Source organism: Psychrobacter immobilis (assembly GCF_904846065.1).
Classification (GTDB): Bacteria; Pseudomonadota; Gammaproteobacteria; order Pseudomonadales; family Moraxellaceae; genus Psychrobacter; species Psychrobacter immobilis_H.
In genome coordinates, this window is the sequence record NZ_CAJGZV010000001.1 from 1445610 (window position 1) to 1464130 (window position 18521).

14 protein-coding genes are annotated in these 18521 nt (G+C 43.4%); 7 read left to right on the top strand and 7 right to left on the bottom strand.

What is annotated here, in order from left to right; genetic code table 11:
• Nucleotides 1-197: 197 nt before the first annotated feature.
• Together JMW64_RS06060 and JMW64_RS06065 are read right to left on the bottom strand one after the other, a co-directional pair.
• Nucleotides 198-2360 carry a DNA primase gene (locus JMW64_RS06060; protein WP_201553720.1) on the bottom strand — a complete coding sequence of 721 codons (2163 nt, stop codon included), beginning with the start codon at nucleotides 2358-2360 and terminating at the stop codon, nucleotides 198-200.
• A gap of 208 nt (nucleotides 2361-2568) precedes the next feature.
• Complete coding sequence (locus JMW64_RS06065) at nucleotides 2569-3768, bottom strand: outer membrane protein assembly factor BamD (RefSeq protein ID WP_087815188.1); 1200 nt, start codon at nucleotides 3766-3768, stop codon at nucleotides 2569-2571.
• A 780-nt stretch (nucleotides 3769-4548) separates the two neighbouring features.
• Between JMW64_RS06065 and JMW64_RS06070 the strand changes: the two genes are divergently transcribed.
• The 6 genes from JMW64_RS06070 (at nucleotide 4549) to JMW64_RS06095 (ending at nucleotide 12491) form a co-directional block, all read left to right on the top strand.
• Nucleotides 4549-5802, top strand: coding sequence for an RluA family pseudouridine synthase (locus tag JMW64_RS06070; RefSeq protein ID WP_201553721.1), 1254 nt, complete (start codon nucleotides 4549-4551; stop codon nucleotides 5800-5802).
• 106 nt (nucleotides 5803-5908) lie between these two features.
• Entirely contained in the window at nucleotides 5909-6871 is a 963-nt protein-coding gene (locus JMW64_RS06075) for a polyphenol oxidase family protein (RefSeq protein ID WP_201553722.1), read from the top strand.
• A gap of 86 nt (nucleotides 6872-6957) precedes the next feature.
• Entirely contained in the window at nucleotides 6958-7560 is a 603-nt protein-coding gene (locus tag JMW64_RS06080; protein ID WP_087815192.1) for a flavodoxin family protein, read from the top strand.
• A gap of 942 nt (nucleotides 7561-8502) precedes the next feature.
• Nucleotides 8503-9987, top strand: a complete 1485-nt coding sequence (locus JMW64_RS06085) for a cytochrome c (protein ID WP_201553723.1) — start codon at nucleotides 8503-8505, stop codon at nucleotides 9985-9987.
• 165 nt (nucleotides 9988-10152) lie between these two features.
• Nucleotides 10153-11754, top strand: a complete 1602-nt coding sequence (locus tag JMW64_RS06090) for a flavin monoamine oxidase family protein (RefSeq protein WP_087815198.1) — start codon at nucleotides 10153-10155, stop codon at nucleotides 11752-11754.
• A gap of 104 nt (nucleotides 11755-11858) precedes the next feature.
• Nucleotides 11859-12491, top strand: a complete 633-nt coding sequence (locus tag JMW64_RS06095) for a c-type cytochrome (protein WP_201555039.1) — start codon at nucleotides 11859-11861, stop codon at nucleotides 12489-12491.
• Between the two features lie 155 nt (nucleotides 12492-12646).
• Here the strand turns inward: JMW64_RS06095 and JMW64_RS06100 are convergent, their stop codons facing one another.
• The 5 genes from JMW64_RS06100 to tolQ form a co-directional block, all read right to left on the bottom strand.
• Nucleotides 12647-13948 carry a PD40 domain-containing protein gene (locus JMW64_RS06100; RefSeq protein ID WP_176393080.1) on the bottom strand — a complete coding sequence of 434 codons (1302 nt, stop codon included), beginning with the start codon at nucleotides 13946-13948 and terminating at the stop codon, nucleotides 12647-12649.
• A gap of 91 nt (nucleotides 13949-14039) precedes the next feature.
• Nucleotides 14040-14483 carry a cell envelope integrity protein TolA gene (locus JMW64_RS06105; protein WP_087815200.1) on the bottom strand — a complete coding sequence of 148 codons (444 nt, stop codon included), beginning with the start codon at nucleotides 14481-14483 and terminating at the stop codon, nucleotides 14040-14042.
• A 61-nt stretch (nucleotides 14484-14544) separates the two neighbouring features.
• Nucleotides 14545-15453 (bottom strand): cell envelope integrity protein TolA, encoded by a 909-nt coding sequence (locus JMW64_RS06110; protein WP_087815202.1) that lies wholly within the window; start codon nucleotides 15451-15453, stop codon nucleotides 14545-14547.
• Between the two features lie 75 nt (nucleotides 15454-15528).
• The gene (gene tolR / locus JMW64_RS06115) at nucleotides 15529-15987 is read right to left on the bottom strand and encodes a protein TolR (protein WP_045452251.1); all 459 of its coding nucleotides are present in this window, start codon (nucleotides 15985-15987) and stop codon (nucleotides 15529-15531) included.
• Nucleotides 15988-15991: 4 nt separating this feature from the next.
• Nucleotides 15992-16732: a protein TolQ gene (gene tolQ, locus JMW64_RS06120; protein ID WP_045452254.1), complete on the bottom strand. Its 741-nt coding sequence runs from the start codon at nucleotides 16730-16732 to the stop codon at nucleotides 15992-15994.
• A gap of 445 nt (nucleotides 16733-17177) precedes the next feature.
• Here tolQ and JMW64_RS06125 point away from each other — a divergent pair, with 445 nt between their 5' ends.
• On the top strand, nucleotides 17178-18473 hold the full coding sequence (locus JMW64_RS06125; RefSeq protein WP_055124161.1) for an NCS2 family permease: 1296 nt from the start codon (nucleotides 17178-17180) through the stop codon (nucleotides 18471-18473).
• Nucleotides 18474-18521: the final 48 nt, after the last annotated feature.

The window sequence follows — 18521 nt, forward strand, 5'->3', positions numbered from 1 at the left end:
ATAGCGACATAGTTTAACACACACCAGCGTAATCAAGCACGAGGTAGTGATATCTACCGACCGTTTTTTACTGATTATTTGCTGTCAGTTGAATGATTAAATAGCAATACATGCTATTGGGCATAATCATTAGTAGTGGGGGCAGCCGCTATACTTTTAAAGGGTTGGAGATTTTTTAGCAAAAATAATGGCAAACATTAAGATTTGACGGTAACCATCTGCGCTGACTGCTCAGCTTGCTGCGCGCGTAACCAATCATTTAATAATTGCGACTGCTTACGGACAATCGCCAGCTTGATATGATCAGGATTTTTGATGAGCTCTTGCATCTTTTTTTGCAGATGTAACTTGAGCAACTGCATCACCAAGTTTTCGATCAACTCATCCAAGCTCAAAATATTTCTGCCAATTAATGTCTTATAAAATCCGCCCCAGCTACGGCTAAGTGTTTCTTGGGTGATTGGTTTGACATTAGACAATATAAAGTGTGCGGCGGCGTTGGCATCTGTGGGTAAATGATTCAGGCAGCGTTTGATGGTGCTAACGATATCCAGCAAGGCGATATCTTGCAAATCTTCCCAAGCAAGCGGACGCAAGATGTCAGGCGCGGCCTTTTGCTTGATGTGTGCTGGCAGCTGTAAATCATTAATACCTGCCTGCTGCCAAATGGCTTCGATAGGGTCTTCAATTAAGGCGCGTGGCTGAAACAAAAAACAAAGTTGCAATTGCTGACTGATGGTCATGTCACCATCAAAATCTAGCAGCGCATCTTTGGCTTCGATATTTTGGCTACGTTTACCACCCAGCTTCTGATAGACGTCATTGTTCAGCAAATAGCGAAAGCTACTGCCTTTAGGCAAGGCAGTGGTCAGAGCGCGCACTTGCGACATGAGCTTGGCTTTGCCTTCTGCCAAGGTTAAATCGTAACGCTCGCTTAAATAGGCAAAAATATACTGTGACAATGGCATGGCATTCGCGATTTGCTCACGCATGGCATCGCCGCCCTGACTTTTAATAAAAGTATCAGGATCATGATTATTAGGTAAGGTTAAAAACCGCAGTTCTTTATCATCGGCCAGTACTGGCAAAGCCACTTCAAGGGTACGCCAAGCCGCTTTTTGTCCTGCGCTATCGCCATCAAAGCTTAAAGTTAGCGTTGGATTGAGTGTCAATAGCCGCGAGATTTGGCTTTCATTGATCGCCGTACCCATCGAAGCGATAGCACCATAAATACCCGCTTGATAGAGGGCAATCACATCCATATAGCCTTCGACCACTAGCCAGCTGTCGGCACGTTGTTGGCGTGATTCGTAATAGCCATACAGCACATGCTGTTTATGAAAAACGGGCGAGTCAGATGAGTTGATATATTTAGGTTTGACTTCATCATCGAGCGCCCGCCCACCAAAACCAATGGTGCGTCCTTGATTGTCTCGAATCGGGAAAATGACCCGATCACGGAGTAGATCATAATCGCGCCCTGACTCTGATTGGCGCACCAAACCAAGCGCCTTTAAGCCTTCAATATCTTGTGGAAACTGATGCTCAAGATGCTGCCACCCAAAGGGCGCATAGCCTAAGCCAAAGGTCTCAAAGATGTCTTCTGTAATACCACGCGATAAAAAATAGTGCTTAGCATGCGGATGAATGGTGAGATTATGCTGATAAAACTGCTGGATTTGCTCTAACAGCTCATACAGGTTACCGTCTTTATCGGAAACGCTATGATCATCGTACAATGCCGCAGCGTCAGTATCGCCACCTGTCAACCATGCTGGCGGATAGCTATTATCATCTTGGTAGTCTGTGCCATAAGAATCTTCTGGATAAGACGCTGAGTCGTAAGCATTTAGCGGTGGATACTCATCGTAGCCGTTGCTACTATCGTGATAAACGGGTTGATCGGTATCGCCGTACTGGTTTTGTTGCTGAATAGCCGAAGTAGCGTTAATAGAAGGTACATCAATTGTTTGAGCAGGACTTTTAGCGTCGATAGTCGGACTAGGTATTGACGGTGGTGCAATCGGTTTTGGTGCACGGCGCTGATAGCTGACGTTTTGTTGTTCTTCTTTTGGAACTTCGATACCCGTCTGCTTTGATAGCTCATTAACCGCTTCAATAAAAGTTAAGTTTTCATAATCGCGTAAAAAACTGATGGCATTACCGCCGACGCTACAGCCAAAGCAGTGATAGATGTTTTTTTGTGGATTGACATAAAAAGAGGGCGACTTTTCGCCATGAAATGGACAGCAGCCTTTAAACTCACTACCAGCACGTTTAAGCGTCGTATGACGCCCAATGATACTGATTAAGTCAGCTTGGCTATTTAATTGGTCGAGAATGTGATTTGGAATACTCATGCAAAAAACAGTTTACCATAGGTGTATTATCTTAAGCATAGGCAATATTGGGCACAAACAATATTGGGCATAGATAATGAAACAGAAACAGAAAAAATAAGGCCAACTCTGTTGTTGACCTTATTTTTTTCATGATGTGCGTTGATGTACTAAAAAGAAGAGACGTTCTCTTAATTAAAAGAGAGACGTTGCCTCAAATTTAGCGCATTTATTCATCATTCATATCGACATCTGCTGGCAGGATATCAATCCCTTGAACAGGCAATGTCGTACGGCGTACAGGATTGGTGTTTTGCGGATCGACATTGGCTTCTCTTGCCGTAGAGCCAGTGCTCGATTGGCTAGTAATGCGCTCAGCGGATGCTTCAGGCAGACCTAAGCCGACATTGATGCCAGTATTAGCGCGCACAGGTGAAGTACCTTGCGCTGCACTGGCTGCTGCATTATCGCTTGGCAGTCTTAATTGACTGGCGTTACGAATAACCTGAGTTTTGGTCGCGCCGTTATAGTCGCCTGTCGCAACTGATGAAGTATCTTTGTTAAAACGACTTAACTGTCCAAAAGTCAATTTGTTGATGAAAGAACGCTCACGTTTGGTGTCGAGTTTAACGCGTCCATCGGCACTTAACATGTTGGGATAATTAATCTGCAATAGAGTTTTGTATTCTGCTGCCAAATCAGACATACCCAATTTATCATAGCTATAAGCTAAGACCGCGATTGCGTCTGGGATGGATTCACTAAGTGGATAGTATTGAAACACCCATTTGGCACGGTTAACAGCAGCGACATAAGCTTCGCGCTCGATATACCAGTTGGCTGCACTCATCTCACTTTCAGCAAACTGATTGTAAATGAAAGTCATGCGCTGAGCGGCATCTGGCGCGTAAGGGCTGTTAGGGTACTTGTTAATAAGCTCTTGAAAGTTAGCGAAGGCAATACGTAAATAGGCGGTATCACGCTCAGCTTGATTGAGCTTAAACAGTTTCAGGCCTTCTGATGAGCCTTGCATATTGGCGACGCCGCGCACATAGTAAGCGTAGCTGACTTGCGGATTAGAAGGATATAGGTTAATGAATTGCTCAGCGCTGGCAGCTGCCATTTCATACTTACCACTGGCATATTGTGCGTACATCATGTCGAGTAATGCTTGCTCAGCGTATTGTCCAGTAGGATAAAAAGTGCGCAGATTGGTCAAATCTTCGATGGCTTGTGTATAGCGGCCTTTATCAATCTGGGTAATGGCGTCGTTATAATAGTTCTGCTCTGATTTTTCGGCAGTTTCTACTGCATCGACGTCTTTACCGCCAGTCAGGTTTTTGAAAGTCTGACAGCCCACTAAGTTTACGCTTAGCGCAAGTAGGGTTATTGAGGACAGTTTGATAAACGTATTGCCAACAGCTTGCATACTTCTTCTCCGACACAAGACGTATAATAGCAGCGACGCTATCATACTAGATATTAGGTTAATGATAAAAAACGATGCGTAGGCATCAATAGTGGTCTGTCATCTACTATGTCAATCATCGGACATACCAGTTATCGTTATTAAAAAACGCTTGATGGCATAGGGTTTATATCAAACCAAATGCTTTTAATAAAAATTCGATAAGCGTACAGTGGCATAGCATACAGCAAAATATGGCTATACTTTATAGAATAACGTTTGCTTCGTCTATTTTTTCGCCATCTATATTGTACTTAATCCAATCGTGCTCATCGAATTTGAGTCAGTATCGTACAGTTATTAGTCTACTGCAACACAGGTGCGATATGCTGCTGCTCGCAATGAGCTGTACACCAACGCATGTCAGTTTGACATTTTAACATGAGCTGCTGTCACGAGCGATATCGAATGTCGCTGACACTGATAAATATACAGTAAATTACAGCAATGTCATATTTTAGAGAGTTAAGTACGGCGCTGACGCTCGCTGCGGTATAATCAAAAAATGACAGATAACACACAGCTTCTATAGGGCTTAGGCGCTTGGCATGCTACACTAGCATGGTATTGCCTCCGCTTTTTTCGACGACGATCGCTTTTATGATAAGCGATTGATAGCGAATGGCCTTTTGTTTTTTATAGCGTTACGCTTAACACTTTATTAGAAATTTCTCAAAAGCTACCTTTCAAAACCATGTCAGGCGCTTTGCCATATATAAATCTGCTATGAATAATAATGCTATGACTACCCATTTACCACCGAATCAATCACGACAGACTGATTCATCAGCACAAGAGTCACCGATGCCAAATGACGTTTTAAATAATAGTGAATTACCTGACGATAATCAGTCGATGCTTGATGAGCAAAGCCATAGCGATCATGTTTTAGAAGACGCTGTGTCAGAAGAAGCTATGTTAAAAGATAGTGATGAGCTTGACGACGATATGATAGATAGCAGCGATGAAGATGCTGACGACATTGATGATAGCGACGATGATGAAGCGTCAGCCGCCGGTCAAGTGGTGCCAGTAATTATTAATATGACGCATACGGTTATAGAAGACGAAGCTGGTTTACGTATTGATAAATTGGCTTCAAAAATATTTACCGATTTCTCACGTGTTCAATTACAAGGTTGGATCAGTGATGGCAGCCTGCTGTATAACGATGGCGTGCAAAAACCGAAAATTCGTGTCAGAGCGGGTGATGTGCTGCAGTTAACCACCACATTAGAGCAGCATAGTGAAGATCAACCAGAAAATATAGACATCGATGTGGTCTATGAAGATGATGACGTATTGGTCATCAATAAACCTGTTGGCATGGTAGTGCATCCTGGTGCGGGTAACCAAACCGGCACCTTGGTCAATGCACTGCTGTATCACTATCCGCAGCAGCACCATCTGCCGCGTGCAGGTCTGGTGCACCGTATTGATAAAGATACCTCAGGGCTATTGTTGATTGGTAAAACCAAGCCAGCACAGCTTGCGCTGATGGAGCAACTAAAGGACAAGTCGGTCTATCGTCACTATCAATGTGTGGTAGCAGGGGATGCAGCGAGTCTATCGCGCCATCGCCGTATTGACGCCCCAATCGGTCGTCACCGTAATCAGCGTACTAAAATGACGGTAATGACGGCAGGACGTGAAGCTGTGACACATTTACTGAATGTGACCGCGCTTAACGGCAATTATTGCTTGTTGGATGTAGGTCTTGAAACGGGACGTACGCACCAAATTCGTGTGCATTTAAGTCATGTTACTTATCCGATAGTGGGTGATCGTGTCTATGGTGGTCGTCGTCAATTGCGGGCAGGACTGACAGAAGCCCAGCGTCAAGCGATTAATAATTTTCCACGTCAAGCCTTGCATGCCTACACACTGGGTTTCGTGCATCCAACGACTGGTGAAGATATCGAAGTCACCACACCACTGCCTGAAGATATGCAGCAGTTAATGGCTGTGCTAAGTGATGGCTATGATGACGAGTAGACCGCTCCTTGTAGGCGAGAGCGTAAAGTCGCTTGTAAAAAACAGAGCCTAGTAGTAAATAGCGATCCGTGACATAAAAATGACTCATTAAGACGGTAAATCAGCCATGACTCGTCAGTTTCCTATGACATTGCTTGCACAGATTGATGATGTGGCTGTTTTTCAAACGGCTGCCTTTTCAAGCGATGATGTTGAATCACAAGACCAGCCTACAGAACAGCTGGTACGACAGCAACATCAAGCGAATTATGGTGAGCTAAATTTAGGTTTGCATGTCAATGATGATGCTGCAAAAGTACTGAGCAATCGCATGCGTTTATTATCTGCCATCAATGAGCAGCTTGCACCCTTATCGTCGACATGCCAACACGTACCCATCAAACGCTTACACTGGGTTAACCAAGTTCATGGTAAGCAAATTCATGATGTTGATGGCACGGCGCTAGGTATGACGCCAATGTCTGCTGACGCGATGGTCAGTCGGCAACAAGGGCTTGGGCTTGCGATAATGACGGCTGACTGCGTACCGATAGTCTTATATCAGCCAGCTAGTGGTCAAATAGCAGCGATTCACGCGGGTTGGCAAGGTCTGGCTTGCGGGATTATTCAAGCGACTGTGCAATGCTTTACGCAATCGGGACAAATCAAAGCTTGGATTGGTGTTTGTATCAGTCAAGACAGCTATGAAGTTGGCGCTCAAGTTCGCAATCAATTATTGAAAGGTTGCACAGAAAATAAGTTATTGAACACAGCCAGTATTGAACATTTTGATTCGTTATATGTCATAGATTCTGTGGCTACTATTAAAGGCGATAGCAATAATCAACATGTACAGGATACGGTTGATAAGCTGTCAAGCTGTAACACAGTTGACACGAGAAAAATCAAGATAAACTTACCAAAGTTGGCAGCGGATCAGCTTAGTGCGGCGGGCGTTATAGTAGATGACACCTTATCTAGCAGCTGTAGTTATACTGATGACCACTATTATTCTTATCGGCGTCAAACGCATTTGCAACAGCCTGCTACAGGTCGAATGGCGCTGGTCATTGTACGTGGCGCTGCGTAGGATTACGCTATTTGCTGTTGCGCGCAATTAACTGTTGAACTTATATTGTTTTTATTTAACCATTTATAGCCATTATTAGAGTTTGTATGAATACACCTGCCAAATCGTCCACTACTGATAGCATACCGACTGTATCTATTGCTGTTATTTATCATAGCAACTACGGTCATACCAAGCGCGTCGCTGAAGCGATCGTTAAAGGGGCGCATCAGCAATTGCCAGCAGCACAGGCCAAAGCCGTTGATGTCCACAAGGTTGACTGGGATTATTTGGATCAGGCGGATTTGCTGGTTTTCGGTAGTGCCGTATATATGGGTAGTGTCACTGCTGAATTTAAGACTTTTATGGATGAAACCTCAAAGCGCTGGTATCATCGTAAATGGGAAGGCAAGTGGGCAGCCGCTTTTGCCAACTCTGGTGGGCTGAGTGGTGATAAGCTGGCGGTATTGCAGCAGATTTCTTTGTATGCGATGCAGCATGGTATGAACTGGATTGGATTACCGCTGATGCCGACAGGTCATGAGGCTCACGATTTAAACCGTTTATCTAGCTTTTTGGGCTTGATGACCCAGTCGCTTGATGGTCCCCCTGAGGAAACGCCAGGACGGGGAGATATTGATACAGCTATTTGGTTCGGCGATCATTTGGCCAAGACAATTGTCAAACATCAGCCAGCGGCACGCCCTTGAAATGAATGGCTATTGAATCATTTAAGGTAATTTATTAAACATTAAAGGCAGATATCAAACCGATATCTGCCTTTTTTTTTGCTTATTTTATGAGTGTGATGGCACTATTTTTGATTTTTTGTACTGGTATTATTTTGAACCTGCACAGTGGTAGCAAGCGTATTTTTGACCAAGATATTATTGGTAGGGGTGGTATTCACAGGGATAGGGCTGTCGACAAATTGAAATGATTGGCAGCCTGTCATTAACAGGGCTGATGTAAGTATATAAGCAAGAATCGGTAACTTCATAGTGGTGTCTCAGGCGGCGATCGGCAATGTGGAAATAGCGCCTATCATAAACAAAATATGGTGCGTTGCAATAGCTTGTTTCATAGCATTATAAAAATATGACTGATAAAAAAGCGAGTGCTAACTTAAGTCTATGTATCTATTATGTACAACTAAAATCGATGATGACAAAAAATGAAGCAAATTTTTGACAGCTATCTACAATGATAGGTTTTTTATAAAAGATATGCACCAAAAAAATAGAACTTTAGTTACTGATTTTAAAGGTATTATTTAAATGACCTATTATTACAATATAAAAAAACATATTACGTTATCAAAAACTGATAATGACAATGCGGTTCTTTACGTTTTGTAAAAATTTGAGACCAATACGTTACTCATTAAGTAATAGTAGCGAAATAGTCTTACATTAGTAGAGTGAGTAGACATCATTTAGTAACTATGCTTAGTAACTACGCTTATGAAATTACTTTTACCACGCTACTGTATTAAGCATTTACTGGATGATTTGCTACCTCATTTAATGGACTATCAATTGAGTATAACAAGTCGTCACTCATTAAGGCTTGCTCAATACTAAATGTTTCATCTCAATCATTCATCCTAATAATAATTACAACACCCTAGGTGCCAGCTATATGAGGATATTATGAAGCCACTTTCTGTGATGTTATCGATGCTCGTCATTGGTATGACCTCCAGCGCTGCGATGGCTGAAGGCGCAAGCGTCGTCAATACCAGCCTAGCGAATGCTAGCTTGCCTAATGCTAGCTTGCCTAATGCCAGTTTACCTAATATTAGTCCAGCCAATAGTGAGCTTGTCAATCGCGGTGCTTACATTGCCCGTGCAGCCGATTGCATGGCATGTCATGGCGAAGATTATACTGGCGGTACAGCGATCGAAACGCCGATGGGAGATATCTATTCAACCAATATTACCCCGTCTAAACGTTATGGTATCGGTGATTATACCGAAGCGGACCTAAAGAACGCGTTGCAAAAAGGTCGTACGCCAAGCCATATGCTTTACCCTGCCATGCCATATCCTTCTTATAGTGGCATGAAAGAAGAAGATATCAGTGCGTTGTTTGCTTATCTGCAAACCGTACCTGCTGTCGATGAAGCACCAAAATATAAAACTGACCTGCCGTTTCCCTTTAACATTCGCAGCTTAATGATTGGCTGGAATTTTCTTAATGTCCCGTCTACTGAAAACCGTGATGGTCTCACTGAGACGCAGCAACGTGGTGAATATATTGTCAATAACTTAGAGCACTGTGGTACTTGCCATACCCCGCGTAATAGTACTATGGGTTTCGATAAAAAAATGTATCTATCAGGTGCTCAGCTTGGTCATTGGCATGCACCAAATATCACGCCTGACGATTCGAGCGGTATCGGTAGTTGGAGTGAACAAGATATCGTCACTTATCTGCGTACTGGTGAGCTTGACCAGCGTGCCTATGCGGGTGGTCCTATGGGCGAGGCGGTTGCACATAGTACGCGCTACTTAAAAAATGAAGATTTGAATGCCATTGCTTCTTATCTAAAAGCGGTGCCTGCTATCCAAACAGATGATAAGGTCGCAGCCGTTGATGTCTCGCGTTTACCAACACCCATTAGCGAATCTATCACTCATGATTTACTGGCGCAAAAAGATTATTTAGCCCAAGCCAAAGCACAGGTGAGTAATGGCAGCAATTCACCAGAATCGCTATATTTGGCAGCCTGTGGTAGCTGTCACGGCGTTGATGGTTATGGTCAGCCTGATGCGCGTTACGCCCCTATCGTTGGACTCAGCAGTATTCGCCGTGAGAAACCTGATGCGCTGGTCAATATGATCCTTCATGGGGTAGAAGGTGCGACTAACACATCACCTATCATGCCAGGGTTCTCAGATGAGCTAAATAGCGAGCAAATCGCTGGTATTACCAATTATGTGCGTGTGAATTTTGGTGGTCTCAACAGTAGTGAGGTGAGTGCTAGTGATGTTGACCGTATCGCAACGACAGGTACTGACAAGCCCTTCTTAATCAAATACGCGGGCTTACTGGCAGTAATCGGTATCATCGTGGCCATTATTATCATTGTGTTTATTATACGAGCCATCTTGCGGTCTAGGCGCCGTCGTTAATTCATTGATTCTATAAAGACGATTCACATATTTATTATAGGACAAGATCTACAGGCAACATGGTAAGGCACAACAGCTCGAAAAACAGACGTAGAACTAAGTCGAGCTGATTAATAATACATATGCCTACCGTCTTGCAGGAACGTCTACTTTAAGGACATTATTATGAAAGACATACTTCAATCACCAACGCGGCGCCAACTGCTCTCGATGATTGGTAAAACAGCGGGCGCGACTGCGATGTATCAGGCGATGACGACATTAGGATTTGCGTCAGAGTCGAGTTTTAAAGAGACCATGGATCTTAAAGGTGCACCTCCTGGCGCTAGTGTCGTCATTCTTGGTGCGGGTCTTGGCGGGCTGACTGCAGCTTATGAGTTACGTAAAGCGGGTTACGATGTCAAAGTGCTCGAATATCAAAATCGTGGCGGCGGTCGTAGCTGGACATTGAACAGTGGGGACAAATATACCGAGCTTGGCGGCGAAGAAGTCACTTGTGATTTTGAAGAGGGCAATTATTTTAATGGTGGACCGTGGCGTCTGCCAAGCCATCATTATGCCGTCTTCCATTATTGCAAACAGTTTGGCGTTGAAATGCAGCCCTTTATTCAAACCAATGATCGTGCTTATTTGCATCGCAGTACTCATTTCGACGGCGTGCCGCAGCGTTTGGGTGATGTGAAAAACGATATCCAAGGTCATGTCGCCGAGCTGCTATCGAAATCAGTTAACGTCGGTGGTCTTGATCGCTCGGTCAATACTGAGGACAAAGAAAAGCTATTAGAAGGTTTAAAAGGCTGGGGGGTGCTGGATAAAGATTATCGTTACCGCGCCAGTAATGAGACCAGTAAACATCGCGGCTTTAGTGTGTTTCCAGGTGGTGGCTTGATGCCTGATGCGACGCCATCAAAACCTTTGCCGATTAGTGAGATACTAGATTCAGGTATGTGGGCAGATATTTATGGCAACCATATGACTTATGGTCATCAACCGACGATGTTTCAGCCAGTAGGTGGTATGGGGAAAATTGGTGATGCGTTCACCCGTGAATGCCGCGATATGATTGAGTTTAATGCAAAGGTTATTAAAATTCATCAAGATGACAGTGGCGTCACTGTCGATTATGTAGACAGCAACAGCCCAGATGGTGCCACCAAGACCATTCGTGCAGACTGGTGCGTGTGCAATATTCCATTAACTGTATTAACGCAGATGGATATCAATGTCTCCAAACCAATGAAGCAGGCGATGGCCGCCGTGCCTTATGAGACCTCTTATAAAGTCGGTCTAGAGTTCAACCGCCGCTTTTGGGAAGAAGATGAATGGATATTTGGTGGTCTGACTTATACCGACATGCCCATTGCTCAGATTGCCTACCCGTCACAAAATATGTTTAAAGATGGTACGGGCGTGCTACTCGGTGCGTATGGTTATGGTCCGACGTCTTATAAGTTTAATAGCTTAACGCCGCAAGAACGTATTAATGTTGCGCTTGCTTATGGTAAATACATCCATCCTCAGTATCCAAAAGAATTCCGCGCAGGGACATCAGTTGTCTGGCACCGCATCCCATGGACGCTCGGCTGTTACGGTATTTGGAATGAGTCGACCCGTCGTCAGCATTACGACACCTTGTGCAGTATTGATAATCGTATTGTGCTGACAGGCGAGCATTGCTCACACATTCCAGCATGGCAAGAAGGCGCTATTTTATCTGGTATGGATGCCGCAAAGCGCCTACATAAAAAAGCAAAAATGCTGGTTTAATAACGCTTGGGTTATATAAATAACTATAAGATTCAGAGGCTATCATGGACAATGCAATTGTGAAGAAGGCAATCGTGGAGAAAGCAATCTTGAAGAAAAAAGTCATGAAAAACATGACACTCAAACTGCTGACGGTAGTGCTGCTGAGTGGGATCAGCAGTACAGCACTGTTGGGCTGTAGTCAACAGTCAGATGATGAAGTGACGGTTTCCAGTGTACAAGATCAGGATTCCCTAACAACCAATGACTATCAAGCAAGCCGAAATACGGATGCGTGGGGCGGCGTTTATATGAGCCGTGAGGAGCTTACTGCACCTGCTATCAATATTGTAGACGACAGCTCATTGCCCAATATGGAAGACGACCCAATTATTACTGAATGGGACGCAAAGTTTGAAGGCACAAATGGCTTTGTAACGACAGATGGCAAAAAGCTGTATCACGACTCTTGTGCGGCTTGTCATATGCACAAAGGCGAGGGTGCTTACGGTGCAGGCTATTATCCGCCACTGGCGAATAACAGTAAGATGCAATCAAAGTATTACATCATCGATATCTTGATTAATGGCTTTCGTGGCATGCCCTCATTCCATGGAATGATGAACGATGCGCAGATAGCGGCGGTTACTCAATATGTGGTCAGTGACCTAAATGGTTTTACCGATACCGTGACTGCTGAAGATGTGGCAAAACTGCGGCATCCCAATCCATCAGCAGGTGATCCGAGTGATGATTAATAGTATTCACTACTTTAGTCAATAATTGTCCAATACATGCTAGTGGCAAAATTATTTAACCGTGCTTCGCAATATAAAAAAGCGCCTAATTATTTATTAGGCGCTTTTTTATGAGCAAGACTTTATGAATTAAGAAAGATAATGATAAATATGGTTTATTTAGGGCTAGATGACCAAATTGGTGAGCGAGCAATGCCTTGTACAGGTATGTCAAACGATTGACCACTACTCAAAGATTTAATTGTTAATTTACCTTTGCCGCCTTGTTTTGAAGCATAAATTACATTTCTGCCACTGGGTGAAAAGCTTGGCGCTTCATCGATACCGGTATTGCCCAAGTTAGTAGTAACAGCGCCGCCGCTATTCATGATCGCCGCTGAGCGACCACTTAAAAAGGCAATTTGTGAGCCATCGTTACTAAATTGCGGACTAGTGGCATAACCGCTACTTGATACCTTAGTCGTACGTCCTGAACCAAACTCATAACGATAAATCTGTGGTTTGTTAAATCCAGTTTTGTCTGATACAAAAACAAAGGATTTGCCATCAGGCGCATAACTTGGTTGCACTTCGCTGCTTGGCCAATTGATAAGCCTTCTAGGTTGACCACCACTGGCATTCATCTCATAAATATCTGCGCTACCTTCAAAGCTGCTAGAGAATAATATCTTGCTGCCATCAGGAGAGAATGATGGACTGAGATTGCTGCCAGGGAAGGGCGTTAACGGGGTTGCACCGCCACCGCTCACACTTTGTACATAAATAACGGGATAAGATTTATCGCGTTGTAAGGAATAAGCAATGCGATTGCCATCTGGCGACCATGTTGGTGAAAAGATAGAACCAGTTACTTCAGTAATGGTTTTGGCATTTTCGCCATCGGCATCCATCACTTTTAAACGTGAGACTTTTTCTTTACCAGCACCAGTCTCTTCAATATAAGCAATACGCCCTGAAAAGTCACCTGGCGTACCAGTAATCAATGCGTAGATTTTATTGGCAATGACGTGTCCAGCACGACGCATACTGTCAGGATCTTTATTTGTTGTCGAGGTTTGCTTACCCTCAAGAATTCGCCCCGATTTGACATCAATCACTTCATAATCTGTGATAATTTTACCTCGGTTGGTACGCGTGCTACCGATTACTAAGTACGGAATACCTAAATTTTGCCATACTGGCAAAGTACCCGCCAGCTCGCTACTACTGCGTGGCTGCTGCGGTAGGTTTTGGCTAGTAATTTTTAGACCTTCTTTGCTTAAGTCGTTGACGATAATGGGTGACAACACAGAATCACCAGCAAAGGGTACAAACGCGACTTGGTTTTGTTGTCTTGGCGCAGTAACAGTCATATCAAGCACCATTGATTCAGCGGCATAAGCAGGCACTGATAACAAGGGAGTGATTAACAACAGGCTTGAAGTGGCACGAAGGATAGAATGTGTAGATAGCTTCATGAAGTAATATCCTAAAATAGAAATAATTGGTTCATCATACAGGCTTAATTATTATTTATAGTGAGATTAACTGTACAACGTTAGGTGTTTTTTATTGAACGTTAATTTTAATTATCAAGTCTTTAAAGTTTTCAGGTTTATTTAAGCCAATGGGTAATGGACTAGCAGATAAGGCTGCTCTTTTTACTACTTGATTTACAGCAGGATTTGTACCTTGAGCTTTAACAGATAACACATTACCTTTTTCATCCAACTTAAAGTATAAAGTAGTTGTTGATTCTGGGGTAGCAGTGGGTAGAGTAATATTACGTTTAATTTTTTCTAATATAGCTGTTGTTACATGACTCTCATTACTTAAATCATTTTTTCTAGTAGTAATAGCGGCAAACAAGGCTTTTTGATCCATAAACTCATTTTTGACATTATGGCTTTCTGGTAATGTGCCAGCGACAGAGTAGCTAGATAATAGAAAAAAAGACAGCAATAGCAGTAAAGTTGAGGTATTACGTAATATATGACACTTGCTTAAACTCATAAACAAGAACCTTAAGATAGTAGAAAACCATTAATGATATAGGATTAGAGGCTATACAAAATCAATTAATAGTAACGTTGATTGTCAAATTTGCAAAACTTTCAGGATTGTCTAAATCAATTGGCAATGGGCTAGCAGCGCGTGCAGCTTGTTCAACTGCTTGGTTGACGACAGCATTTGGACCACTAGCCTTTGCAGATTTCACGTTGCCTCTGGTATCTAATTTGAGCGACAATGACGTGGTTAGACCCTGTGTTTCGATTGGGGTATCAAGTTTGCTTTGTATTTTACTTAATATAGCACTTTTGAACTCACCAGTAGAACGAGAGGTACTGCCACTACCACCATTAGATGTTGTTGAGTTGCCGTCTGCTTCTAGATCATATCTCTGACCTGCGCTACCAGAATCACCTGTATTAATCTTTAAATTTTTATCAGTCGCAGTCGGGCGTGTAATCTTTGGCGGGTTATTTTGTTTATTACGGAAATCGCCCAGCTGATTTTGTTCTTCTATCAGCTTTTCATTTTTGTTTTGCTCCACCTGACTATGCTCTTCTGTCACCGACTCATCCAATTGTGCTGCAAACTCAGCCATATTGCGCTCGTATTCTTGATTTTGCTCAAGCAGACGCTGATTTTGTTCCTCGCTCATCAGCATTGGCTGACTGGCGCTATCGCTAAAGCTTTCTGATGATGAGGTGCTCGATGCACTGCTTGTGCTATTTGCAGCTTGCATCGCGCTAGCTGCCGCTGCACGATTGGCAAGGATTTGACCTTGCATTTCAGCCAATTGCTCAGGGGAGACCATGACCGTCTCAATACTTTCCACAGTGTCGGTTTTAGTATGTTGATAAGTATAAACGAGTATCCCAATCACGAGACCATGTGCCAGCACGCTAAGTAGCGTAGGCAATGTTAGCCCATTGCCTTCAGGTTGGGTCGGTACATAAACGACAGGAGCATTATGCATGGTAAAGATACTCAAGGACGAGGTTCATCAAATTATCTACTTTATTATAGCAAGCTGAGCGAGGAATAGGATTTATTACAATGATGGTGTGGGCAAGGGTGCGCCTGTTAATAATCCCACCTTTTGAATGCCTGCTTGTTGTAAGGTGGCCATGAGTGTCATGATAGCGCCATATTGATTGTTTTGATCGGCATTAATCATGACTTGTAAAGGCTGCGCCCCAGCATCGCTACTTTGATTTTGTAAGTTAGATAGGGTATCAATCAGCTCTGGTTCACTAATCGGCAGGTCAACATTGTCTTCATAACTGATAAAAATATCGCCACTATCGGTCAAGGACACAATGACGGGTAGTTGGCTTTGGCTCATGGTATTGGTTTGCTCTTTTGGCAAATCAACATCGACGCCCGTAATCAGCATGGGCGCTGTGACCATAAATATGACAAGCAGCACCAACATCACATCGATATAAGGAACGACATTCATCTCCGCATTTAGCGCTTTTTTTTCACGGCGATAGGGACTCTGTTTCATGATTTCATAGTCCTTGTGCCTGATTGGCCGTAGATTGCGTTTCTCTCGTAGCGATATTGTCTCTACCAACAGTGCTTTCTGCACTGGTCTCGCGCTGGAGCATGCCCGTCATTTCATCGCAAAATAAAGCACGTGAATCGTACAAGCGACTAGATTTGGCGGTAAAGTGGTTATACGCCAGTACGGCAGGAATCGCTGCAAACAAGCCCATAGCGGTTGCGATTAATGCTTCGGCAATACCAGGTGCGACAGACGCTAGGGTTGCTTGCTCCGTTTGTGACAACCCTAAAAAGGCGTTCATGATGCCCCAAACTGTACCGAACAATCCAACATAAGGCGCGACTGAGCCAATACTCGCTAGCGTAGTCAGTCCTGATTCTAATAGTTGCTGCTGACGTCCTAAACCGACTCGTAGCTTGCGCTCAACACCATCGATGATGTCATCTTTGGGTTGGCGCTTTTTATGCATTCTTAAGTATTCAGAAAATCCCACATAAAATATTTGTTCAAGTCCTTGGCGTTCAGGCGAGCCTTGTACGCCTTGGTAAAGCTTGGCTAAATCTTCACCTGACCAAAACCAAGTTTCAAACTGTTGATCGAAATTTTTGGCCGTACCAAGCCGCGCGCTCATACGAAAGATAATTACCCAACTGACTAAAGACGCCAATAACAATAATGCCATCACAATCTGCACCAAGAGACTGGCTTGGGTAATAAGGTCGATAATATTTAATGATTCAGGCATGTATGGGACTCATGGGTAATTAATAATAGCTGGTATGGCGCGACACGCAGACCAGATAGGATCTTTAATAACGAAAATATAATATGACAGTCATGATGCATATTGCTATCAGCCGCCTAGTGTACTGCTAAATGTCGAAAAGGTCATTTGTTAAAGTGTTAAATACCAAATAATTAACAGCTGTTTGTACAATCCATAGTATAAGGTTAATTTATATGTGGATATCTGAAATATTGTCTGGCTGTTATGTCTCAATCGACTGAAAAGGTGGGTTTGTACCCATAAGGCACTGGTAATGATTGAATTTGTACCGCAACTTCTCTAAAATGTTGCACCTTGTTACCGCTGTCTTTTGATAATGACGTCGCCATCCATTGGCTGACGTCATATTTATTTTAGGCATCAATAAATTTGTTCTTTCACTAGCAAGCTGGGCGCGACACTTATGAATGCAATTGAACGCTATTTTGGGATTAATGGTGAAAACACCACAGTCAAAACGGAAATCCTTGCCGGTATAACCACCTTTTTGACCATGGCTTATATCATCTTTGTCAACCCCAACGTATTGGCGGAAGCTGGTATGGATAAAGGGGCGGTATTTGTTGCCACCTGTTTAGCAGCGGCAATAGGCTGCTTTATTATGGGTATCTATGCCAGACTGCCGGTGGCACTCGCACCAGGTATGGGTTTGAACGCTTTTTTTACTTACGGCGTTGTATTGGGTATGGGCTACGCTTGGCAAACTGCGCTAGGTGCTGTTTTCTTATCGGGTTGCTTGTTTATCATTTTGAGTTTGTTTAAGATTCGCGAATGGGTTATCAATGCCATTCCAAACAGCCTTAAGCAGGGTATTGTGGCAGGTATCGGTGCTTTCTTAGCATTTATTGCGCTACAGAGCTCAGGTATCATTGTCGGTCGTGATGCGACATTGGTGATGCTGGGTGATATGACCTCATTTGCACCTATGATGGCTGCTTTGGGTTTCTTTATTATTATTGGTTTGGTCTATAAAAAAGTCCCAGGTGCCGTGACGATTGGTATCTTGGTTATCACCGTGATTAGCTTGTTGACAGGCCATACACAGTTTGCTGGCATCATGTCTGCGCCGCCATCTATCACACCAACATTGATGGAGCTTGATATTGCGGGTGCGTTTGACGTTGGTATGATCAGCGTTATTTTTGCCTTCTTATTCGTCGATTTATTTGATACGACAGGTAGTTTGGTTGGTATTGCCAATAAAGCGGGTTTGATTGATAAAGACGGCAATATTCCTAATATGGACAAAGCGCTACTGGCCGATTCTACTGCTACGGTCGCTGGTGCAATGTTGGGTACGTCATCGACCACCAGTTATATTGAGAGTGCTTCTGGAGTGGCATCAGGTGGTCGTACAGGTCTGATGGCAGTGACGGTTGGCGTATTGTTTGTACTGAGTATTTTCTTTGCACCATTGGCTGGTATGATTCCTGCTTACGCCACAGCTGGCGCGATTTTTTATGTGTCGGTACTGATGTTATTTACCCTAAAAGAAATCAATTGGGAAGATTTGACAGAAGCGGCTCCTGTAGCGGTTGTTCTGTTATTGACCCCGCTGACGTACTCTATCGCTGATGGTATTGCGCTTGGTTTCATCACCTTTACCGCGGTAAAACTGATGACTGGTAAATTCTCTGAAATTACGATCCCAGTTTGGGTATTGACCGTTATTTTGCTGACCAAATTGGTGGTTTTATAAGTTTTACTAGGATGCAGTGAGCGTTCGATATTACTTTACTGCTTTCGA